Source organism: Nocardia sp. NPDC056541 (genome assembly GCF_042794235.1).
In the GTDB taxonomy this organism is placed as follows: domain Bacteria; phylum Actinomycetota; class Actinomycetes; order Mycobacteriales; family Mycobacteriaceae; genus Nocardia.
Genome location: NZ_JBHTUD010000002.1, coordinates 17,823 through 33,209, shown reverse-complemented (window position 1 = coordinate 33,209; position 15,387 = coordinate 17,823). Strand labels below are relative to the sequence as shown.

General features: G+C 67.1%; 13 protein-coding genes and 2 pseudogenes. 5 read left to right on the top strand and 10 right to left on the bottom strand.

The window, feature by feature from the left end:
* Window positions 1-251 precede the first annotated feature (251 nt).
* Window positions 252-1,631 (top strand): DUF349 domain-containing protein, encoded by a 1,380-nt coding sequence (locus ACFQ9R_RS03150; protein WP_378988544.1) that lies wholly within the window; start codon window positions 252-254, stop codon window positions 1,629-1,631.
* A 57-nt stretch (window positions 1,632-1,688) separates the two neighbouring features.
* Here ACFQ9R_RS03150 and ACFQ9R_RS03145 read toward each other — a convergent pair whose 3' ends face one another.
* Entirely contained in the window at window positions 1,689-2,288 is a 600-nt protein-coding gene (locus tag ACFQ9R_RS03145) for a hypothetical protein (RefSeq protein ID WP_378988542.1), read from the bottom strand.
* 89 nt (window positions 2,289-2,377) lie between these two features.
* Window positions 2,378-3,934, bottom strand: coding sequence for a tRNA (N6-isopentenyl adenosine(37)-C2)-methylthiotransferase MiaB (gene miaB, locus ACFQ9R_RS03140; RefSeq protein ID WP_378988540.1), 1,557 nt, complete (start codon window positions 3,932-3,934; stop codon window positions 2,378-2,380).
* 241 nt (window positions 3,935-4,175) lie between these two features.
* Between miaB and ACFQ9R_RS03135 the strand changes: the two genes are divergently transcribed.
* The 4 genes from ACFQ9R_RS03135 (at window position 4,176) to ACFQ9R_RS03120 (ending at window position 7,427) form a co-directional block, all read left to right on the top strand.
* A complete protein-coding gene (locus tag ACFQ9R_RS03135) occupies window positions 4,176-4,904 on the top strand; it encodes an amino acid ABC transporter ATP-binding protein (RefSeq protein ID WP_378655486.1) in 729 nt (242 codons plus the stop codon).
* 35 nt (window positions 4,905-4,939) lie between these two features.
* A complete protein-coding gene (locus tag ACFQ9R_RS03130) occupies window positions 4,940-5,776 on the top strand; it encodes a glutamate ABC transporter substrate-binding protein (protein ID WP_378988538.1) in 837 nt (278 codons plus the stop codon).
* Between the two features lie 92 nt (window positions 5,777-5,868).
* Window positions 5,869-6,540, top strand: a complete 672-nt coding sequence (locus ACFQ9R_RS03125) for an amino acid ABC transporter permease (protein WP_378626608.1) — start codon at window positions 5,869-5,871, stop codon at window positions 6,538-6,540.
* On the top strand, window positions 6,537-7,427 hold the full coding sequence (locus ACFQ9R_RS03120; RefSeq protein WP_378988536.1) for an amino acid ABC transporter permease: 891 nt from the start codon (window positions 6,537-6,539) through the stop codon (window positions 7,425-7,427). The genes ACFQ9R_RS03125 and ACFQ9R_RS03120 overlap by 4 nt, the downstream gene beginning before the upstream one ends.
* Before the next feature lie 57 nt (window positions 7,428-7,484).
* On the opposite strand, the gene ACFQ9R_RS03115 is transcribed toward ACFQ9R_RS03120, so the two are convergent.
* The 8 genes and pseudogenes from ACFQ9R_RS03115 to ACFQ9R_RS03080 form a co-directional block, all read right to left on the bottom strand.
* Window positions 7,485-9,251, bottom strand: a complete 1,767-nt coding sequence (locus ACFQ9R_RS03115; RefSeq protein ID WP_378988534.1) for an oleate hydratase — start codon at window positions 9,249-9,251, stop codon at window positions 7,485-7,487.
* A 36-nt stretch (window positions 9,252-9,287) separates the two neighbouring features.
* Window positions 9,288-10,148: a 3-hydroxyacyl-CoA dehydrogenase gene (locus tag ACFQ9R_RS03110; RefSeq protein ID WP_378988532.1), complete on the bottom strand. Its 861-nt coding sequence runs from the start codon at window positions 10,146-10,148 to the stop codon at window positions 9,288-9,290.
* 174 nt (window positions 10,149-10,322) lie between these two features.
* Window positions 10,323-11,303 carry a glycine betaine ABC transporter substrate-binding protein gene (locus ACFQ9R_RS03105; RefSeq protein ID WP_378988530.1) on the bottom strand — a complete coding sequence of 327 codons (981 nt, stop codon included), beginning with the start codon at window positions 11,301-11,303 and terminating at the stop codon, window positions 10,323-10,325.
* On the bottom strand, window positions 11,300-12,073 hold the full coding sequence (locus ACFQ9R_RS03100) for an ABC transporter permease (protein ID WP_378989117.1): 774 nt from the start codon (window positions 12,071-12,073) through the stop codon (window positions 11,300-11,302). The genes ACFQ9R_RS03105 and ACFQ9R_RS03100 overlap by 4 nt, the downstream gene beginning before the upstream one ends.
* A gap of 247 nt (window positions 12,074-12,320) precedes the next feature.
* Complete coding sequence (locus tag ACFQ9R_RS03095; RefSeq protein WP_378988528.1) at window positions 12,321-13,490, bottom strand: ABC transporter ATP-binding protein; 1,170 nt, start codon at window positions 13,488-13,490, stop codon at window positions 12,321-12,323.
* Window positions 13,483-14,133: an ABC transporter permease gene (locus ACFQ9R_RS03090; protein WP_378628265.1), complete on the bottom strand. Its 651-nt coding sequence runs from the start codon at window positions 14,131-14,133 to the stop codon at window positions 13,483-13,485. The genes ACFQ9R_RS03095 and ACFQ9R_RS03090 overlap by 8 nt, the downstream gene beginning before the upstream one ends.
* 205 nt (window positions 14,134-14,338) lie before the next feature.
* A pseudogene (locus ACFQ9R_RS03085) lies at window positions 14,339-14,497 on the bottom strand (recombination regulator RecX); the annotation flags it as partial.
* 216 nt (window positions 14,498-14,713) lie between these two features.
* Window positions 14,714-15,160, bottom strand: a pseudogene (locus ACFQ9R_RS03080) (regulatory protein RecX); the annotation flags it as partial.
* Between the last annotated feature and the right edge of the window lie 227 nt (window positions 15,161-15,387).

Sequence of the window (15,387 nt, the reverse complement as noted above, 5' to 3'; positions counted from 1 at the left end):
GCCGCAGCGCGCACCGGGGCCCACATCCGGCGCGGCGCGGGCGCGCGGCGGTCTGCGAGTGTCCAGCGTAGGGATGCCCGCCGAGATTGCTAGTGTTTTCAGGTGCGACTACCCACGTCGTCCGGGACGAAATCCCAGGAAATCCGCTATTCGATCCTCCGGATCGATGGTTTCCGCGGCTCGAACCGGGTTCAATGGGATGTGCTAGGGCGTAACCAGGCAGCCGTGACGCGCGGCAGGGACGGAGAGCAATGACCGACAGCAACGGAACCGCGAAGCCCACCCCAGGTCCGGCCCCGCGACCGTCCGGTACCCCCAAGCCCGGCGGGAATGCTCCGCGTCCGCCGAAACCCCATGCCGTGAAACCGGCGCCGGGCCCCGATCAACCGCATCCGCACGCCGTGATCGTGCCCAGTGCCACCGACCCGGGCAAGTGGGGTCGCGTCGACGAAGACGGCACCGCCTGGGTGCGGACCGCGGATGGCGAACGGATCGTCGGCTCCTGGCAGGCGGGCGACGTCGCCGAGGGCTTGGCGCACTTCGGCCGCCGCTTCGACGATCTGGCGACCGAGGTCGCGCTGCTCGAGGCCAGGCTGGCCGCGGGGGCCGATGCCCGCAAGACCAAGGCCGCCGCGCTGGCACTGGCCGAGACGCTGCCGACGGCGGCCGTCATCGGCGATATCGACGGCCTCGCCGCTCGGCTACAGGTCATTACCGAACACTCCGAGGAAGCCGCCGCGCACGCCAAGGAGGAGAAGGACCGCGCCCGCCACGAGCACACCGAGCGCAAGGAAGCCCTCGCCGCCGAGGCCGAGCAGATCGCCGCCGAATCCACCCAGTGGAAGGCCGCGGGCGACCGGCTGCGCGAGATCCTCGACGAGTGGAAGTCGATCCGCGGGGTCGACCGCAAGGTCGACGACGCGCTGTGGAAGCGCTATTCCAAGGCCCGTGAGGCGTTCAACCGCCGGCGCGGCGCCCACTTCGCCGACCTCGACCGCGAACGCGCCACCGCCAAGACGCGCAAGGAAGAGCTGTGCGTGCGCGCCGAGGAGCTGGCCGACTCCACCGACTGGACCGGCACCGCCGCGGTGTTCCGCGACCTGCTCACCGAGTGGAAGGCCGCGGGCCGGGCACCGCGCGAGGCCGACGAGTCGCTGTGGCGACGGTTCAAGAGCGCCCAGGATGTGTTCTTCGCCGCCCGCAACGCGGCGGTCAGCGAACGCGACGCCGAGTTCGATCACAACGCCGCCGCCAAGCTGGAACTGCTGGCCGCCTACGAGCACATCGACCCGGCCAACGGCGTGGACGCCGCCCGCAACGCGCTGCGCGAGCTGCAGGACAAGTGGGACGCCATCGGCAAGGTCCCCCGCGAGCGCATGCAGGAACTCGAAGCCAAGCTGCGCGCCATCGAGAAGCGGGTTCGCGACGCGGCCGATCAGCAGTGGCGTCGTTCCGATCCCGAGGCCGTAGCGCGAGCCGCGCAGTTCCGTGAGCGGGTCGCCCAGTTCGAGGAGCAGGCCGCCAAGGCCACCGCGGCGGGCAAGAAGCGCGATGCGGAGAAGGCGCTCGAGCAGGCACAGCAGTGGCGCGAATGGGCCGAAGCCGCAGAGGGCGCAGTCAGCAATCTGTGAGCGCGACAGAAAGAAACCCCCGGCCGATTCGGTCGGGGGTTTTCTTGTCTCGCAGGACTATTCGCCGCTGAGTCGCTTGCGGTCGCGATCCTCGGCTTCGCGGGCCGCGGTGCGACGCTGTTCCTCCGCGGCCAGTTGCACGGCGGTGCGGCTCCACACCACCCGAACCCAGTGGAAGGTGAGCACCATGATCGCGAGGGTGCCCAGGATGAGGCCGATCCCCGGACCCGCGCCCTGGTAGTTGCCCAGGCCCGGGGTCTGGCGGTGCCAGATCGAGAGCACACCGAACACCGAGCCCACGGCCGACCCCGCGCACGCGATCCAGGCCAGAACCCAGCGACGGGTGGTCAGCGCCAGCAGCGAAAAGCCGACACCGAAGACGATGACCAGCCACACGAAGATCCGCGACGGCAGGCCGATGTGTTCGACCCCCGCCGCATCGGTGGCGAGCAGTACGTCGAAGCCGCGCGCCGTACCGGCGGTCGGCAGGACCAGCGAGATCAGCAGCGCGAAGACCGCGCCCGCCACCACCAGCGCTCGCGCGCCGGGGTCGATCTCACCGGCGATGCGGCGCTCGACCGCGTCGAGTTCACCGCGGAATTGTTCGAAATCCTCGTCGTTGCGCGCCGGGTTCACCGCGTGTCCGCTCCTGTCCACAGGCTGGTCGTTGGCGGGTCCCACTGTGCCATCATCGGACGCGCCGTTCGCATCCGACCCACTACGACCGGTAGTAGATTCGTCGTCGCTCACGACGAGCACCCCGTCGAACAGCCGCTCTCGACCGTCTCGATGATCGGCGCGCCGATCCGGGGCAACCCGAGACCGACACCGATCGGCGCCGTTTTGGGCGTGATGCCGCGTTCGTGCGCGTCACCGGCGGCGGTACGTCGATGCGATTTCACCGCGCTGTCGGCTATGAGATGGTGCGGCGCCGCCTCGGTGATGTCGACGGTGACGATGTCGCCCGGCCGGATGCCGGTCACGTCGCCGGGCCGGAAGTGCACCAGTCTGCCGTCGCGCGCACGACCGCTCATCCGCGCGGTCACCGCGTTCTTCTTGCCCGCGCCCTCGGCGACGAGCAGTTCCACCTCGGTGCCGATGAGCGCCTGGTTGTTCTCCCAGGAGACCTGGTCCTGCAAGGCGATCAGGCGTTCGAAGCGTTCCTGCACGACCTGCTTGGGCAGCTGATCGGGCAGGTCGGCGGCCGGAGTTCCGGGACGCTTGGAGTACTGGAAGGTGTAGGCGCTGGTGAAGCGGGCGCGCCGGACCACGTCGAGGGTCTCGAGGAAATCCTCCTCGGTCTCGCCGGGGAAGCCCACGATGATGTCGGTGGTGATCGACGCGTGCGGCATCGCGGCGCGCACCTTGTCGATGATGCCGAGGAAACGCTCCTTGCGGTAAGAACGGCGCATCGCTTTCAGCACCCGATCCGAACCCGATTGCAGCGGCATGTGCAGCTGCGGGCAGACGTTCGGGGTGGCCGCCATCGCCTCGATCACATCGTCGGTGAACTCCGCGGGATGCGGGGAGGTGAACCGCACGCGTTCGAGGCCCTCGATCTGTCCGGTCGCGCGCAGCAGCTGCGCGAACGCGCCACGGTCGCGCGGCTGCTCGGGATCGACGAAGTTCACGCCGTAGGAGTTGACGTTCTGTCCGAGCAGGGTCACTTCGAGCACGCCCTGGTCGACGAGCGCCTGCACCTCGGCGAGCACGTCTCCGGGACGACGATCCACTTCCTTGCCACGCAGTGCGGGCACGATGCAGAACGTGCAGGTGTTGTTGCAGCCCACCGAGATCGACACCCAGCCCGCGTACGCCGACTCCCGCTTGGCGGGCAGCGTCGACGGGAAAGCCTCGAGCGATTCGAGGATCTCCACCTGCGCCTGCTCGTTGTGACGGGCCCGCTCGAGCAGCACCGGCAGCGAACCGATGTTGTGGGTGCCGAACACCACGTCGACCCACGGCGCCTTGCGCACCACGGTCTCGCGATCCTTCTGCGCCAGGCAGCCGCCGACGGCGATCTGCATGCCGGGGCGCCCCTGCTTGACCGGGACCAGCTGACCGAGCGTGCCGTAGAGCTTGTTGTCGGCGTTCTCGCGCACCGCGCAGGTGTTGAACACCATCAGATCGGGCGTCTCTCCGGTGGCGGCCTTGACATAGCCCGCGTCCTCGAGCAGCCCGGACAGGCGTTCGGAGTCGTGCACGTTCATCTGGCAGCCGAATGTGCGAACCTCATAGCTGCGCTGCGCCACAGAGCTGTGCTGCGTCGCGCCCTCAGTCGCGTCCTGAACCGTCGAATCCACCTGTCCAGGGTACGGGCAGCCCTGAGTGTGATGCGCGTCACGGTTGCGTTCGCGCGATAATACGCAAAGGTAACGGGCAGCCGCCGGGTTACCAGCAGGTGTCGTTTCGGCGTGCCGTCACGGCATGTCTTCGAAAGCCGGGCAATTCTCCAGAATGGACATAAGGTTTCTGACCATGACCGACGACGCCGCACCCGCGAACGGGAACGCCGACGCCGCAGCCACCACCGCTGCTCCGCCGATGATCTCGATGCGCAACGTGGACAAACACTTCGGTGAGCTCCATGTCCTGCGCGATATCCACCTCGAAGTGCCCCGTGGGCAGGTCGTGATCGTCCTGGGCCCGTCGGGTTCGGGGAAATCCACCCTGTGCCGCACGATCAATCGCCTCGAACCGATCGACTCCGGTGACATCGCCATCGACGGCGTCGCACTGCCCGACGAGGGCAAGGCTCTCGCCGCGCTGCGCGCCGAGGTGGGCATGGTGTTCCAGTCGTTCAACCTGTTCGCGCACAAGACCATCCTCGAGAACGTGATGCTGGCGCCGACGAAGGTCCGCGGGAAGAAGAAGGACGAGGCGCGCAAGCACGCCCTCGCCCTGCTCGAGCGGGTCGGCATCGCCAACCAGGCCGACAAGTACCCGGCCCAGCTCTCGGGCGGCCAGCAGCAGCGCGTGGCGATCGCCCGCTCACTGGCCATGGATCCCAAAGTCATGCTGTTCGACGAGCCGACCTCGGCGCTCGACCCCGAGATGGTCAACGAGGTGCTCGACGTGATGGTGGCGCTGGCCAAGGAAGGCATGACCATGCTCGTGGTCACCCACGAGATGGGCTTCGCCCGCCGTGCGGGCGACCGCGTGCTGTTCATGGCCGACGGCGAGATCGTCGAAGACGCCGCGCCCGAAACGTTCTTCACCGCACCGAAATCCGAACGCGCCAGGGACTTCCTCGGCAAAATTCTCAGTCACTGACTCGCAGCACCATTGTCACAAGGAGAAGGAAACCCATGAGGATCAATCGTGCGATGCGCGTCGGAATCGGCGCAGCGGCACTGGTATTGGCAGCCACCGTCACCGCGGCCTGTGGTGGCGGTGACAACAAGTCGGCGCTGGACAACGCCAAGGACGGCAAGCTCACCATCGGCATCAAGTTCGACCAGCCGGGTCTGGGCCTGCGCAATACCGACGGCACCTACAGCGGCTTCGACGTCGACGTCGCCAAGTACGTCGCCGACAAGCTCGGCGTGAAGCCGGAGAACCTCACCTTCAAGGAATCGCCGTCGGCGCAGCGCGAGACGCTGATCGAGAACGGTCAGGTCGACCTCGTCGTGGCCACCTACTCGATCAACGACAAGCGCAAGGAGAAGGTCGATTTCGGCGGCCCCTACTACATCGCGGGCCAGGACCTGCTCGTCCCGGCCGCCAACACCGACATCACCGGCCCCGATTCCCTCTCGGGCAAGAAGGTCTGCTCGGTGAAGGGCTCCACCCCGGCCCAGAACATCGAGAAGAACTACCCGCAGGCGCAGCTGCAGACCTACGACACCTACTCGCTGTGCATCGAGGCGATGCGTAGCGGCGCGATCGACGCGGTCACCACCGACAACGTCATCCTGGCCGGTTACGCCGCGCAGTCGCCGGGCACCTTCAAGCTGGTGAACAAGCCCTTCACCACCGAGAAGTACGGCATCGGCCTGAAGAAGGGCGATTCGGAGCTGCGCGGCAAGGTCAACGACGCCATCCAGGCAATGATCGATGACGGTTCGTGGAAGGCCTCGCAGGAGAAGAACTTCGCGGGTACCGGTATCGCGGTGCCGGCACCGCCGACCGTCGACCGCTACTGATCAACCACTGACCATCGGTGGCCCGGGGTTTCCCGGGTCACCGATGCGGTGTTGTCCTGCTGGCTTTCACACCGATCGGAGGACGCGCGTCCGTGTTCGACCTGATCTCGAGGTATGACAACCAAATCCTCGATGCGTTCTGGGTAACCATCAAACTCACCTTCTTCTCGGCGATCGGTGCGCTCGTCATCGGTACCGTCGTCGCCGGCATGCGCGTATCCCCGATTCCGGTCGCGCGCTGGGTCGGCGCGGCGTATGTAGCGGTCTTCCGCAACACTCCGCTCACCCTGATCCTGGTATTCACCTCGCTTGGCCTGTACAGCACCCTCGGGTGGAAACTCGGCAGTGACGAGATCAAGGTCATCAACTATCGCTGGGCGATCATCGGCCTGAGCGTCTACACCGCCGCCTTCGTCTGCGAATCGCTGCGTTCGGGCATCAATACCGTCGCGCTCGGCCAGTCCGAAGCGGGCCGGTCGCTGGGCTTCGGATTCGCCCAGAACCTGCGATTGATCGTGCTGCCCCAAGCCTTCCGGGCCGTGATCGCGCCCCTGGGCAGTGTGCTGATCGCGCTGACCAAGAATTCGACGGTCGCCTCCGTCATCGGCGTCGCCGAAGCCGCGTACCTGATGGGCGCGATGATCGAGAACGAAGCCGCCATTCTCACCATCGGTGCGATCTTCGCGCTCGGCTTCGTCGTCCTCACCCTGCCGACCGGGCTGTTGTTCGGCTGGCTGGCCAAGCGATACGAGGTGGCACGATGAGCGGCGCTTCGGTTCTGTTCGACGCTCCGGGGCCCCGCGCGCGGCTGCGTCACAACCTGTACTCGGTTCTGGTCGTCGTCGTGCTGGTCGGCGCGGGCTGGTGGCTCTACGACGCGTTCGCCGACAAGGGCCAGTTCACCGCGGCCAAGTGGAAGCCGTTCCTCGAGTCCGAGATCTGGGAAACCTATCTCCTGCCCGGTCTGGAAGGCACCCTCACCGCCGCCGTGATCTCGATCATCGGCTCGGTGTTCTTCGGCATGATCTTCGGGATCCTGCGCCTGTCGGACCACGCGTGGGTGCGCTGGGTCGCGGGCACGATCGTCGAGTTCGCCAGGGCGATCCCGGTGCTGATCCTGATGATCTTCCTGTTCGCGGTGTTCGGCGACTACGACCTGTTCCCGTCCGATCAGCTCGCGCTGGCCGCGGTGGTCATCGCGCTGATCATCTACAACTCCGCGGTTATCGCCGAGATCGTGCGCGCGGGCATCAAGTCGCTGCCCAAGGGACAGACCGAAGCCGCCGTGGCGCTGGGGCTGCGCAAGAACCAGCTCATGCGCTTGATCCTGCTGCCGCAGGCCATCACGGCCATGCTGCCCGCACTGGTCTCGCAGATGGTCGTTGTCCTCAAGGACACCGCGCTGGGCTACCAAATCACCTACGTGGAGCTGGTGCGGTCGGGTCAGCAAGAAGGCGCGTCGTTGCAGAACACGATCCCCGCGCTGATCGTCATCGCGCTGATCATGATCTCGCTCAACATGGCGCTGAGCTTCCTGGCCACCACACTGGAAAAGCGGTTGCGGTCGCGGAAGAAGAGCGGTGGCGCGGTGCTGGCCGCCGACTCGATCCTCGCCGACGCCGCGCCCGGCGTGGACATCACCAAGAAGTAGTCCCACCCACGACAATCGGGGCCCGATCCGTCCGGATCGGGCCCCGATTGTCGTTTCCTAGTCCTCGCCGATGAGGCCGAATTCGCGCAGCAGCGGCCCGATCTCGGTGTCGTCGAGCTTCTTCAGCAGTCGATTGCGGACGAACTCAGGTCCGGGCAGGCTCATCTCCTCGCCGTCGCGCAACTTGCTGGTCGCCGCGAGCAGCGACCGGATGTCGTAGGTGGAGCCGAAGACCTCCGGCACTCCCCGCTCGACACCGAGCAGCGTGTAGGCCGCTTCCATACCGGTGCGCACCGAGTACTCGGTGGTGAAGATGCAGTCGCGGGTGGTCTCCGCGAACTGGCCGATGAAGGCGAAGTTCACCGCGCCCGCGGGCACCACGTCGGGGCGGTCACCGGCCTGGCGCGGCATGAAGAACGCGGTGACATACGGCATCATCACCGGGACGCACGTCGCGGCGTCCGCGGCCATCTCCGGGATCTCGGCTTCGGGAACACCCAGGTGGTACAGCCATTCCTGGGTGATCTCCGCACCCGTGCAGTCCTGCATCGACTTCTTCACGAAATCGCCGGGCCGATCGACGAACAGCGCGTACACCCACACCACGATCTGATCGGCGGGCTGCTGCTTGAAGTGCGGCTGCCGGTTCACCGTCCAGCTCATCAGCCAGGACGAGTCCTTCGCCGTCACGATGCCGCCGGTGACCACTTTGCCGCTGAACGGGTCTCGCTTGCAGATCTTCTGGATGTAGCGGGGAATGCGCTCGTCGAGGGTGGTGACCGTGGCCGACTCCCATTTGGTCTCCGGGATGTGGCCGCCGAAGACCTCCGGATGGCCGAACGCGGGGTCCTTGGCGGCGATGCGCCGCCACAGATCCCAGGCCGGGGCAGGTCCCTCGTCGAGCCGGGCGGGAGTGTGCTGATCGCCCTCGTTCGAGTTCTCGGTGAGCGAGCCGATGGTGACGAACAGCAGGTCGTCCGCGGTCAGGTCGACCCCGCCCTCGACGCCCTCGGACACCCAGTGCAGCCGGGTGGCCTGCTTGCGCGGCCCGCTGATGTCGAAGTCGACGTCGGTGACCTCGGTGTCGAAGCGGAATCGCACACCCTGGTCGAGCAGCCACCGGTACAGCGGCAGCACCAGCGACTCGTACTGGTTGTATTTGGTGAACTTCAACGCGGAGAAGTCGGGCAGGCCGCCGATGTGGTGGATGAACCGGTGCAGGTACAGCTTCATCTCCAGCGCGCTGTGCCATTCCTCGAACGCGAACATGGTGCGCCAGTACAGCCAGAAGTTGCTGGCCAGGAAGTCCGGGCCGAACACCTCGTCGATGCGCTTGTTCTCCATCTGCTCGCGGGTGGCGAGGAACACCTTCACGATGTCCTTCTGCGCGCGATCGGTGAGCGTGAACAGGCCGTCGGTGTGCGCGTCCTGGCCCCGTTTCACGGTGGCCCGCTGCAGGGAGAAGTTCGGGTCGTCCTTGTTGAGCCAGTAGAACTCGTCGAGCACGCTGGCGCCCTCGATCTCCATCGACGGCACCGAACGATAGAGGTCCCACAGGCATTCGAAGTGGTTCTCCATCTCGCGCCCGCCGCGAATGACGAACCCCTTCTTCGGTTCCCTGATGCCGTCGAGCGCGCCGCCGGGCAGAGCCAGCCGCTCCAGCACGGTGATCTTGTCGGCCGCCAGCTGCCCGTCCCTGATGAGGAACGCCGCGCCGGAGAGCGAGGCCAGCCCGGCACCGACGAACCAGGCCGATTTGGCTTCCACCCCTTCGGGTTTGCGCGGCCGGGCGAACGCTTCGTAATTGCCACTGCTGTAGTACATCCGTCTCCTCTGTCCGTTCCGGAAAGTCGAGCGGGACTATGCGCTGTAGCGGTAGAACCCCTCTCCGGTGGCGGCACCGAGCTTGCCCTTGTCGATGTAGTTCTCCTTGAGCCAGGCCGCGAGCTTCTTGTGGGCGTCGCTGCCGTTGATCAGGATGTTGTACGGAGTGGTCAGGCCGACGATGTCGAGGATCTGGAACGGGCCCATGGGTGCGCCGGTGGCGATGCGCCAGGTCTCGTCGACCGCGGCGGGCTCGGCGTATCCGCCCGCGGCGAGCTCGATTCCGGAATTCAGGAACGGCACCAGCAGCGAGTTGAGGACGTAACCCGCCTTCTCCTTGTGCAATTCGATCGGCACCATGCCGATCGCTTTCGCGAACTCCACCACGGCCGCGAACACCGCCGGATCGGTCTGCTCGGTGCCCATCACCTCGGCGGTGTTGAACTTCCAGACGTGGTTGGCGAAGTGCAGCGCCAGGAACCGATCGGGGCGCCCGGTGTAGTCGACGATGTCGCTGGGCAGCAGGGTCGAGGAATTCGTCGCGAACACGGTGCGTTCGGGCGCGAGCGCACCGAGCTTGCCGTACAGGTCGCGCTTGATCTCGAGTACCTCCGGCACCGCCTCGATGATGAGGTCCGCCTCGGCCGCCGCGGTGGCCAGATCGGTGGTCAGGGTGATGCGCGCCGCGGTCGCCGCGGTGTTGCTCGCATCGGCGCCTGCCACGTCCTGCTGATACACCGCGGCGAGTCCATCGAATCGGGTGCGTGCGGCGGTGAGCGCCGCGTCGTCGATGTCGTAGGCGGTGACGTCGAACCCGTGGAAGGCGGTCTGGAAGGCGATCTGGGATCCGAGCACCCCCGTCCCGAGGACTGTCACCTTGCGGAATTCGATGGTCATGCGTCAGCCTCCCAGTCTGGACGCGGGCACCCCCACCGCTGCGCGTCCTGGTTTCCGGTGTCTCTACCGCCGTCCATCATGGACCGAGAAGCTGAGGCGTTGGTGTGAGCGACCCACGCGTTCCGGACATCTCGGGCAGATACTGGTAACAGTTCGGCAAACCGGCACAGTGGGTCAGCCGGCGGTGACGAGGCCCTCGGCGACCATCCAGTCACGGGCGACATCGGCGGGTTCGCGACCGTCGATGTCGACCTGACGGTTGAGTTCGGTGATCACCTCGTTGGTGAGGCGGGCGGAGATCGGCGCCATCACCTGCACGGCCTCGGGGTGCGCGTCGGCGAAATCGCGGTGCATGACCAGCGACGCGTTGTACTTCGGGAAGAACGCCTTGTCGTCTTCGAGGAGCACCAGTTCGAGCGCGGGGATGCGGCCGTCGGTGGCGGCGACCGAGCCGAAGCGGCACTGCTTCGCGTCGGCGGTGGCCTGGTAGACGAGCGCGTCCTGGACGATCTGGCGCTGGGCCTTGCCCGGGTCGATCCCGTAGGCGGCAGCCAGACCGGGATAGCCGTCCGGGCGGACGTTGAACTCGGTGCCGACGCAGGTGGCCGCCGCAGCGGGATCTTTCGCGAGGAGTTTCGCGTAGTCCGACAGCGTGCGCACGCCGGTTTCCTCGGCGGTGCCCTTGCTCGTGACCAGGGCGTAGGTGTTGTTCATCGGCGCCATCGCCGCCCAGACCATGTTGTGTTCGGCCAGGTCGGCGTCGCGGACCGCGTCGAACTGCGCCGCCTCGGTGGGGATCGGCTTCTCCTTGCCGAGGTAGTTGATCCAGCCGGTGCCGGTGTAGTCGTAGGCGATGTCGATCTGGCCGTTCAGTTGCGCGTCGCGCAGGCTGTTGGAGCCTTGGATATTGGTCAGGTCACGCACATTCGCGCCCGCGGCCGTCAAGGCGAATTCGATCATGTAGCCGAGGATGTTGGCCTCGGTGAAGTCCTTGGAGCCCACCGTGACCGCGACACCGTCGAGTTCCGGCACCGGCTCGATACTGCCCGGTCCCACGGGCAGCGGCACCGAACCGCCCGACTGCAGACCGCAACTCGCGAGGACCACGACGCTCAGCACCGGGACCAGTCCGCGCAACAATCCGGTGAATCTCACCGCAACCCCCTCGGACCGAGAAACTGTTCGGCCAGCGCGCCCAGCCAGTCGACGAACAGCGCCAGCGCGACGGCGAGCACCGCGCCGAGCGTCAGAGTCACGGTGTCGCGCAGTTTGTAACCGGTGTCGATGAGAATGCCGAGTCCACCCGCACTCACCATGAACGACAGGGTGGCGGTGCCGACGGCCAGCACCAACGAAGTCCGCAGGCCGGCCAGGATGTAGGGCACCGCGAGTGGGAACTCGATGCGGCGCAACACGAGTCCCGCCGACATGCCCTGTCCCCGGCCCGCGTCTATCAGGGCGGGGTCGACCTCCTGGTAGCCCAGGATCGTATTGCGCAGCACCGGCAGCAGCGAGCAGAACGCGATCGGCGCGACACCCACCCAGAACCCGGTGGTGCGGGTGACCAGGTAGCACAGCACGATCAGGCCGATCGCCGGCGCCGATGCCCCGATATTGGCGATGCCGACGAAAATCGGGGCCAGACGGCGGAATCGGTGCCTGGTGAGCAGTGTCCCGAGCGGCACGGCCAGCACCACGACGATGAGCACGACCGCCGCCGTGATCAAGATGTGCTGCCAGGTCACCTGGGCGACATTGCGCACGCTGATGCTGGCCTGCTGGGTGACGGTGAGATCGCGCCGGAACGCCCAGACCAGCACCCCGACGGTGAGGATCAGCACGATCACCGGCTGAGCCAGCAGGCGGAGGTATTCCGCGCGACGCTGGGTGGCGGGGGCAGCGGTCGCGGCGGGGACGTCGACGATCGAACGCGAAGAGGTGGCAACAGAATTCGTCACGATATCGATCTCCTCACCCGGTCCGATTCGACCAGTGACCGTAGCGCTGACCACTGTGCTCCGACACCACGGACACCCGGGATCTGGTTGGTTCGGCTCGCCGACACCGAGCCGGCGAGAACCAGGCACACCCTGTGTGGACCACGATCATGCGCGGCACAGCCTGCGGGCACCGCAGGTTCGTAGGAGGCCGGCCATCGATGCGATTCGGTCGTCATGCCGGCGCCGATTCGGTGGCGGCGAGGTGGTTGATGAGGGTGTCGACGGTGACTGTTCCGGCGTAGGTCCCGGTGTTGTCGACGACGACGGCGGAAGCGGTGCGTTCGGTGAGCAGCGCGGCCAGCGCGTCTTGCAGCGTGGCGTCGGCGGGGAGGGTGGCGCCGATCGGGGTGCCGAGGTCGCGCGGCGAATCCGCGTGGGCGAGTTCGTCGGTCGTCACTCGCCGGAGCGGGCGGCGCTGGGCGTCGAGGACGATGCCCCAGGCGCGGTCCGCGTCCCGCAGGGCGGCGGTGAAGGCCGCGGGGGTGGTGTCGTCGGTGGCGGTGATGCCCTGGTCCAGGTCGAGGTCGGCGAGGACGGTGAGGCCGAGGCGGTCGATGGTGGCGGTCGCGCCGACGAACCCGGCGACCGTCTCGTCGGCGGGGGCCGCCAGGATCGCGGCGGGGGTGTCGTATTGCAGGATGCGGGAGCGGTCGCCGAGGACGGCGATACGATCGCCCAGCTTCACCGCTTCCCCGAAGTCGTGGGTGACGAAGACGATGGTCTTGCCGAGTTCGCTTTGCAGCCGGAGCAATTCGTCCTGCAACAGCCCACGGGTGATCGGGTCGACGGCGCCGAACGGCTCGTCCATCAGCAGGACCGGCGGGTCGGCCGCCAGTGCCCTGGCCACACCGACGCGCTGCTGCTGTCCACCGGAGAGCTGGCGGGGGTAGCGGTTGCGGTAGGTGCCGGGGTCGAGGCCGACGAGGGTGAGCATCTCGTCGGTGCGCTCGGCGGTGCGGCGGCGGTCCCAGCCGAGCAGGCCGGGCACCGTGGCGATGTTCTTGGCGACGGTCATGTGCGGGAACAGCCCGGCCTGCTGGATCGAATAGCCGATGCCGCGGCGCAATTCGTCGGCGTCGATCGCGCCCGCGTCGCGGCCACCGATGGTGACGGTGCCCGAGGTGGGTTCGATCAGCCGGTTGATCATCCGCATGGTGGTGGTCTTGCCGCAGCCGGACGGGCCGACCAGCACCACGATCTCCCCGGCCGGGATGGTCATGGAGACCTCCTCGACCGCGGGTTCGGGCTGCTCGGGATAGCGTTTGGTGACCCGGTCGAGGACGATCTCGACCCCGGAGACCGCGGAAGCGCGTGCCGCGTTGGTGGTTTCGATGTCAGTCACGAATTCCCCTCGGAATAGTGAGCCGTCCGAGCAGAACCAGGACGCCGTCGAGTGCGAGTGCGAGCACGACGATGAGGACGGTGCCGGTGAGTGCCTGCGGCACCGCGTTCGGGCTGCCGAGGCGGGAGAGTCCGGAGAAGATCACGTTGCCGAGGCCGGGCCCCTTCGCGTAGGCCGCCAGTGCCAGGATGCCCATGATCATCTGGGTGCTGACCCGCATTCCGGTGAGAATGGACGGCCATGCCAGCGGCAGTTCGATCTTGGTCAGCAGGCGCAACCGGTTCATCCCGACACCGCGCGCGGCATCGGTCACCGCCGGATCCACCGACGACAACCCGAGCACCGTGTTCCGCAGGATCGGCAACAGCGCGTAGAGCACCAGGGCCACGATCGTGGGCCCGACGCCGAGCCCGAGAAACGGAATCAGCAACCCGAGCAACGCGAACGAGGGCACCGTCAGAATCGCCCCCGCCATCGCGGTAGCGGCAGCTGACCCGAGCGGACTTCGATACACGAGTATCCCGAGTGCCACCGCGATCACGGTCGCCAGCACCAGCGACTGCACCACCGCCGACACATGCAGATAGGAATCGACCAGCAATTGCTCACGCCGGTTCACCACGAACGACCACAACGCGTCCAGGGTCCACCTCCCCGTCGTTCGGCGGCCGCCTACGGCCCTGCTCCCCGGATTTCCCACCCCGAACCGGGTGAAACATCCCTTCCCCACATCCGCATCGTCACCGACGCGGCGAATCAGCCTGCGCTGAAACAGGTTTCGCCGAGCGTGATCATCTTACGCGCCGCGTACCGCCCTCGCGGCAGTTCGGCGCTTGTCTCCGCGGACCTCACCGATCCGCCTGCGACAGTTCCGCTTTCACCACCGCGAAGGCCGTTGACGAGCTGTAGCCGCGGCGGGCGAGCATGTCGACCAGGCGTCGTGTCGCCTTGGTGCGGTCCAGATCGGCGGGCATGGAACGGAGTTTGCGCCGAACCAGGTCGATCGCGGCCTGTTCGTCGCCGGGAGCCGGGCGCGAGGGGCGGGCGCTATCCGCTTCGTCCGTCTCACCGGCGGTTTCGTCGGCGTCCGAAAAACCAGCACTGCGCGACAGCGAACGGCGTGTCCGCCACGAGCCACCTGCCGCGTCGGTAGGTGGCGCCTGCTCCCCCTCGCCGGCAGCACGAGGGGGGCGGGGCGCGGTGCGTTCGAACCCCGCTTCGTCCAACTCTGCGGTGACGACGGCGAAGGCGGTGGATTGGTCGTAGCCGCGGCGGGCCAGCATGCCGACGAGTCGGCGGACTGCCTTGTCGCGTTCTATCTCCCGGGGAAGGGTGCGTAGTTTTCGGCGGACCAGGTCGGCGGCGCGAGCGTTTTCGGCGTCGTCGGTGACCATCGACAACGCCTCTTCCGCGTCGCTCGGGGCGACGCCCTTCTCGCGCAATTCACGGTGGAGAGCCTTCTTGCCCCGGCCGGAGTAGGTGTGTCGTTCGTGGACCCACTGTTCAGCGAACGAGGCGTCGTTGATCAAGCCGATCTCGGTGAACCGCTCGAGAGCGGCCTCGGTCACCTCGATACGGAAGCCCTTCTCGCCGAGTCGTTTCTCCAATTCCGCGCGGCTGCGAGCACGTACCGAGAGCAATCGCAGGCACACGTCCTTGGCCTGTTCCAAGGTCGCATCGGGACGGTCGCCCGGGGCGAGCCGGCGTGCGCCGGCCCGCCTGTCGGGCTCTCCCGGCTGGGATCCGGCCGCCACCGGATCCGCCTGCCGTCCGTCGTCACCACCGACGACGGTCGACAGGGAGACTTCGTCGCGCCGCGCGGACTTGCGTTCGCGTCGTGCGCCGCGGGGTCGTCGCCGACCCTCGCTCCCCCACTCTTCATGATCATCACCAACCC

What these genes read in the sequence shown, in the direction of transcription:
- ACFQ9R_RS03150 (WP_378988544.1), top strand. Translation starts at nt 252, where the DNA reads ATGACCGACAGCAACGGAACCGCGAAGCCCACCCCAGGTCCGGCCCCG.
- ACFQ9R_RS03135 (WP_378655486.1), top strand. Translation starts at nt 4,176, where the DNA reads ATGATCTCGATGCGCAACGTGGACAAACACTTCGGTGAGCTCCATGTC.
- ACFQ9R_RS03130 (WP_378988538.1), top strand. Translation starts at nt 4,940, where the DNA reads ATGAGGATCAATCGTGCGATGCGCGTCGGAATCGGCGCAGCGGCACTG.
- ACFQ9R_RS03120 (WP_378988536.1), top strand. Translation starts at nt 6,537, where the DNA reads ATGAGCGGCGCTTCGGTTCTGTTCGACGCTCCGGGGCCCCGCGCGCGG.
- ACFQ9R_RS03115 (WP_378988534.1), bottom strand. Translation starts at nt 9,251, where the DNA reads ATGTACTACAGCAGTGGCAATTACGAAGCGTTCGCCCGGCCGCGCAAA.
- ACFQ9R_RS03110 (WP_378988532.1), bottom strand. Translation starts at nt 10,148, where the DNA reads ATGACCATCGAATTCCGCAAGGTGACAGTCCTCGGGACGGGGGTGCTC.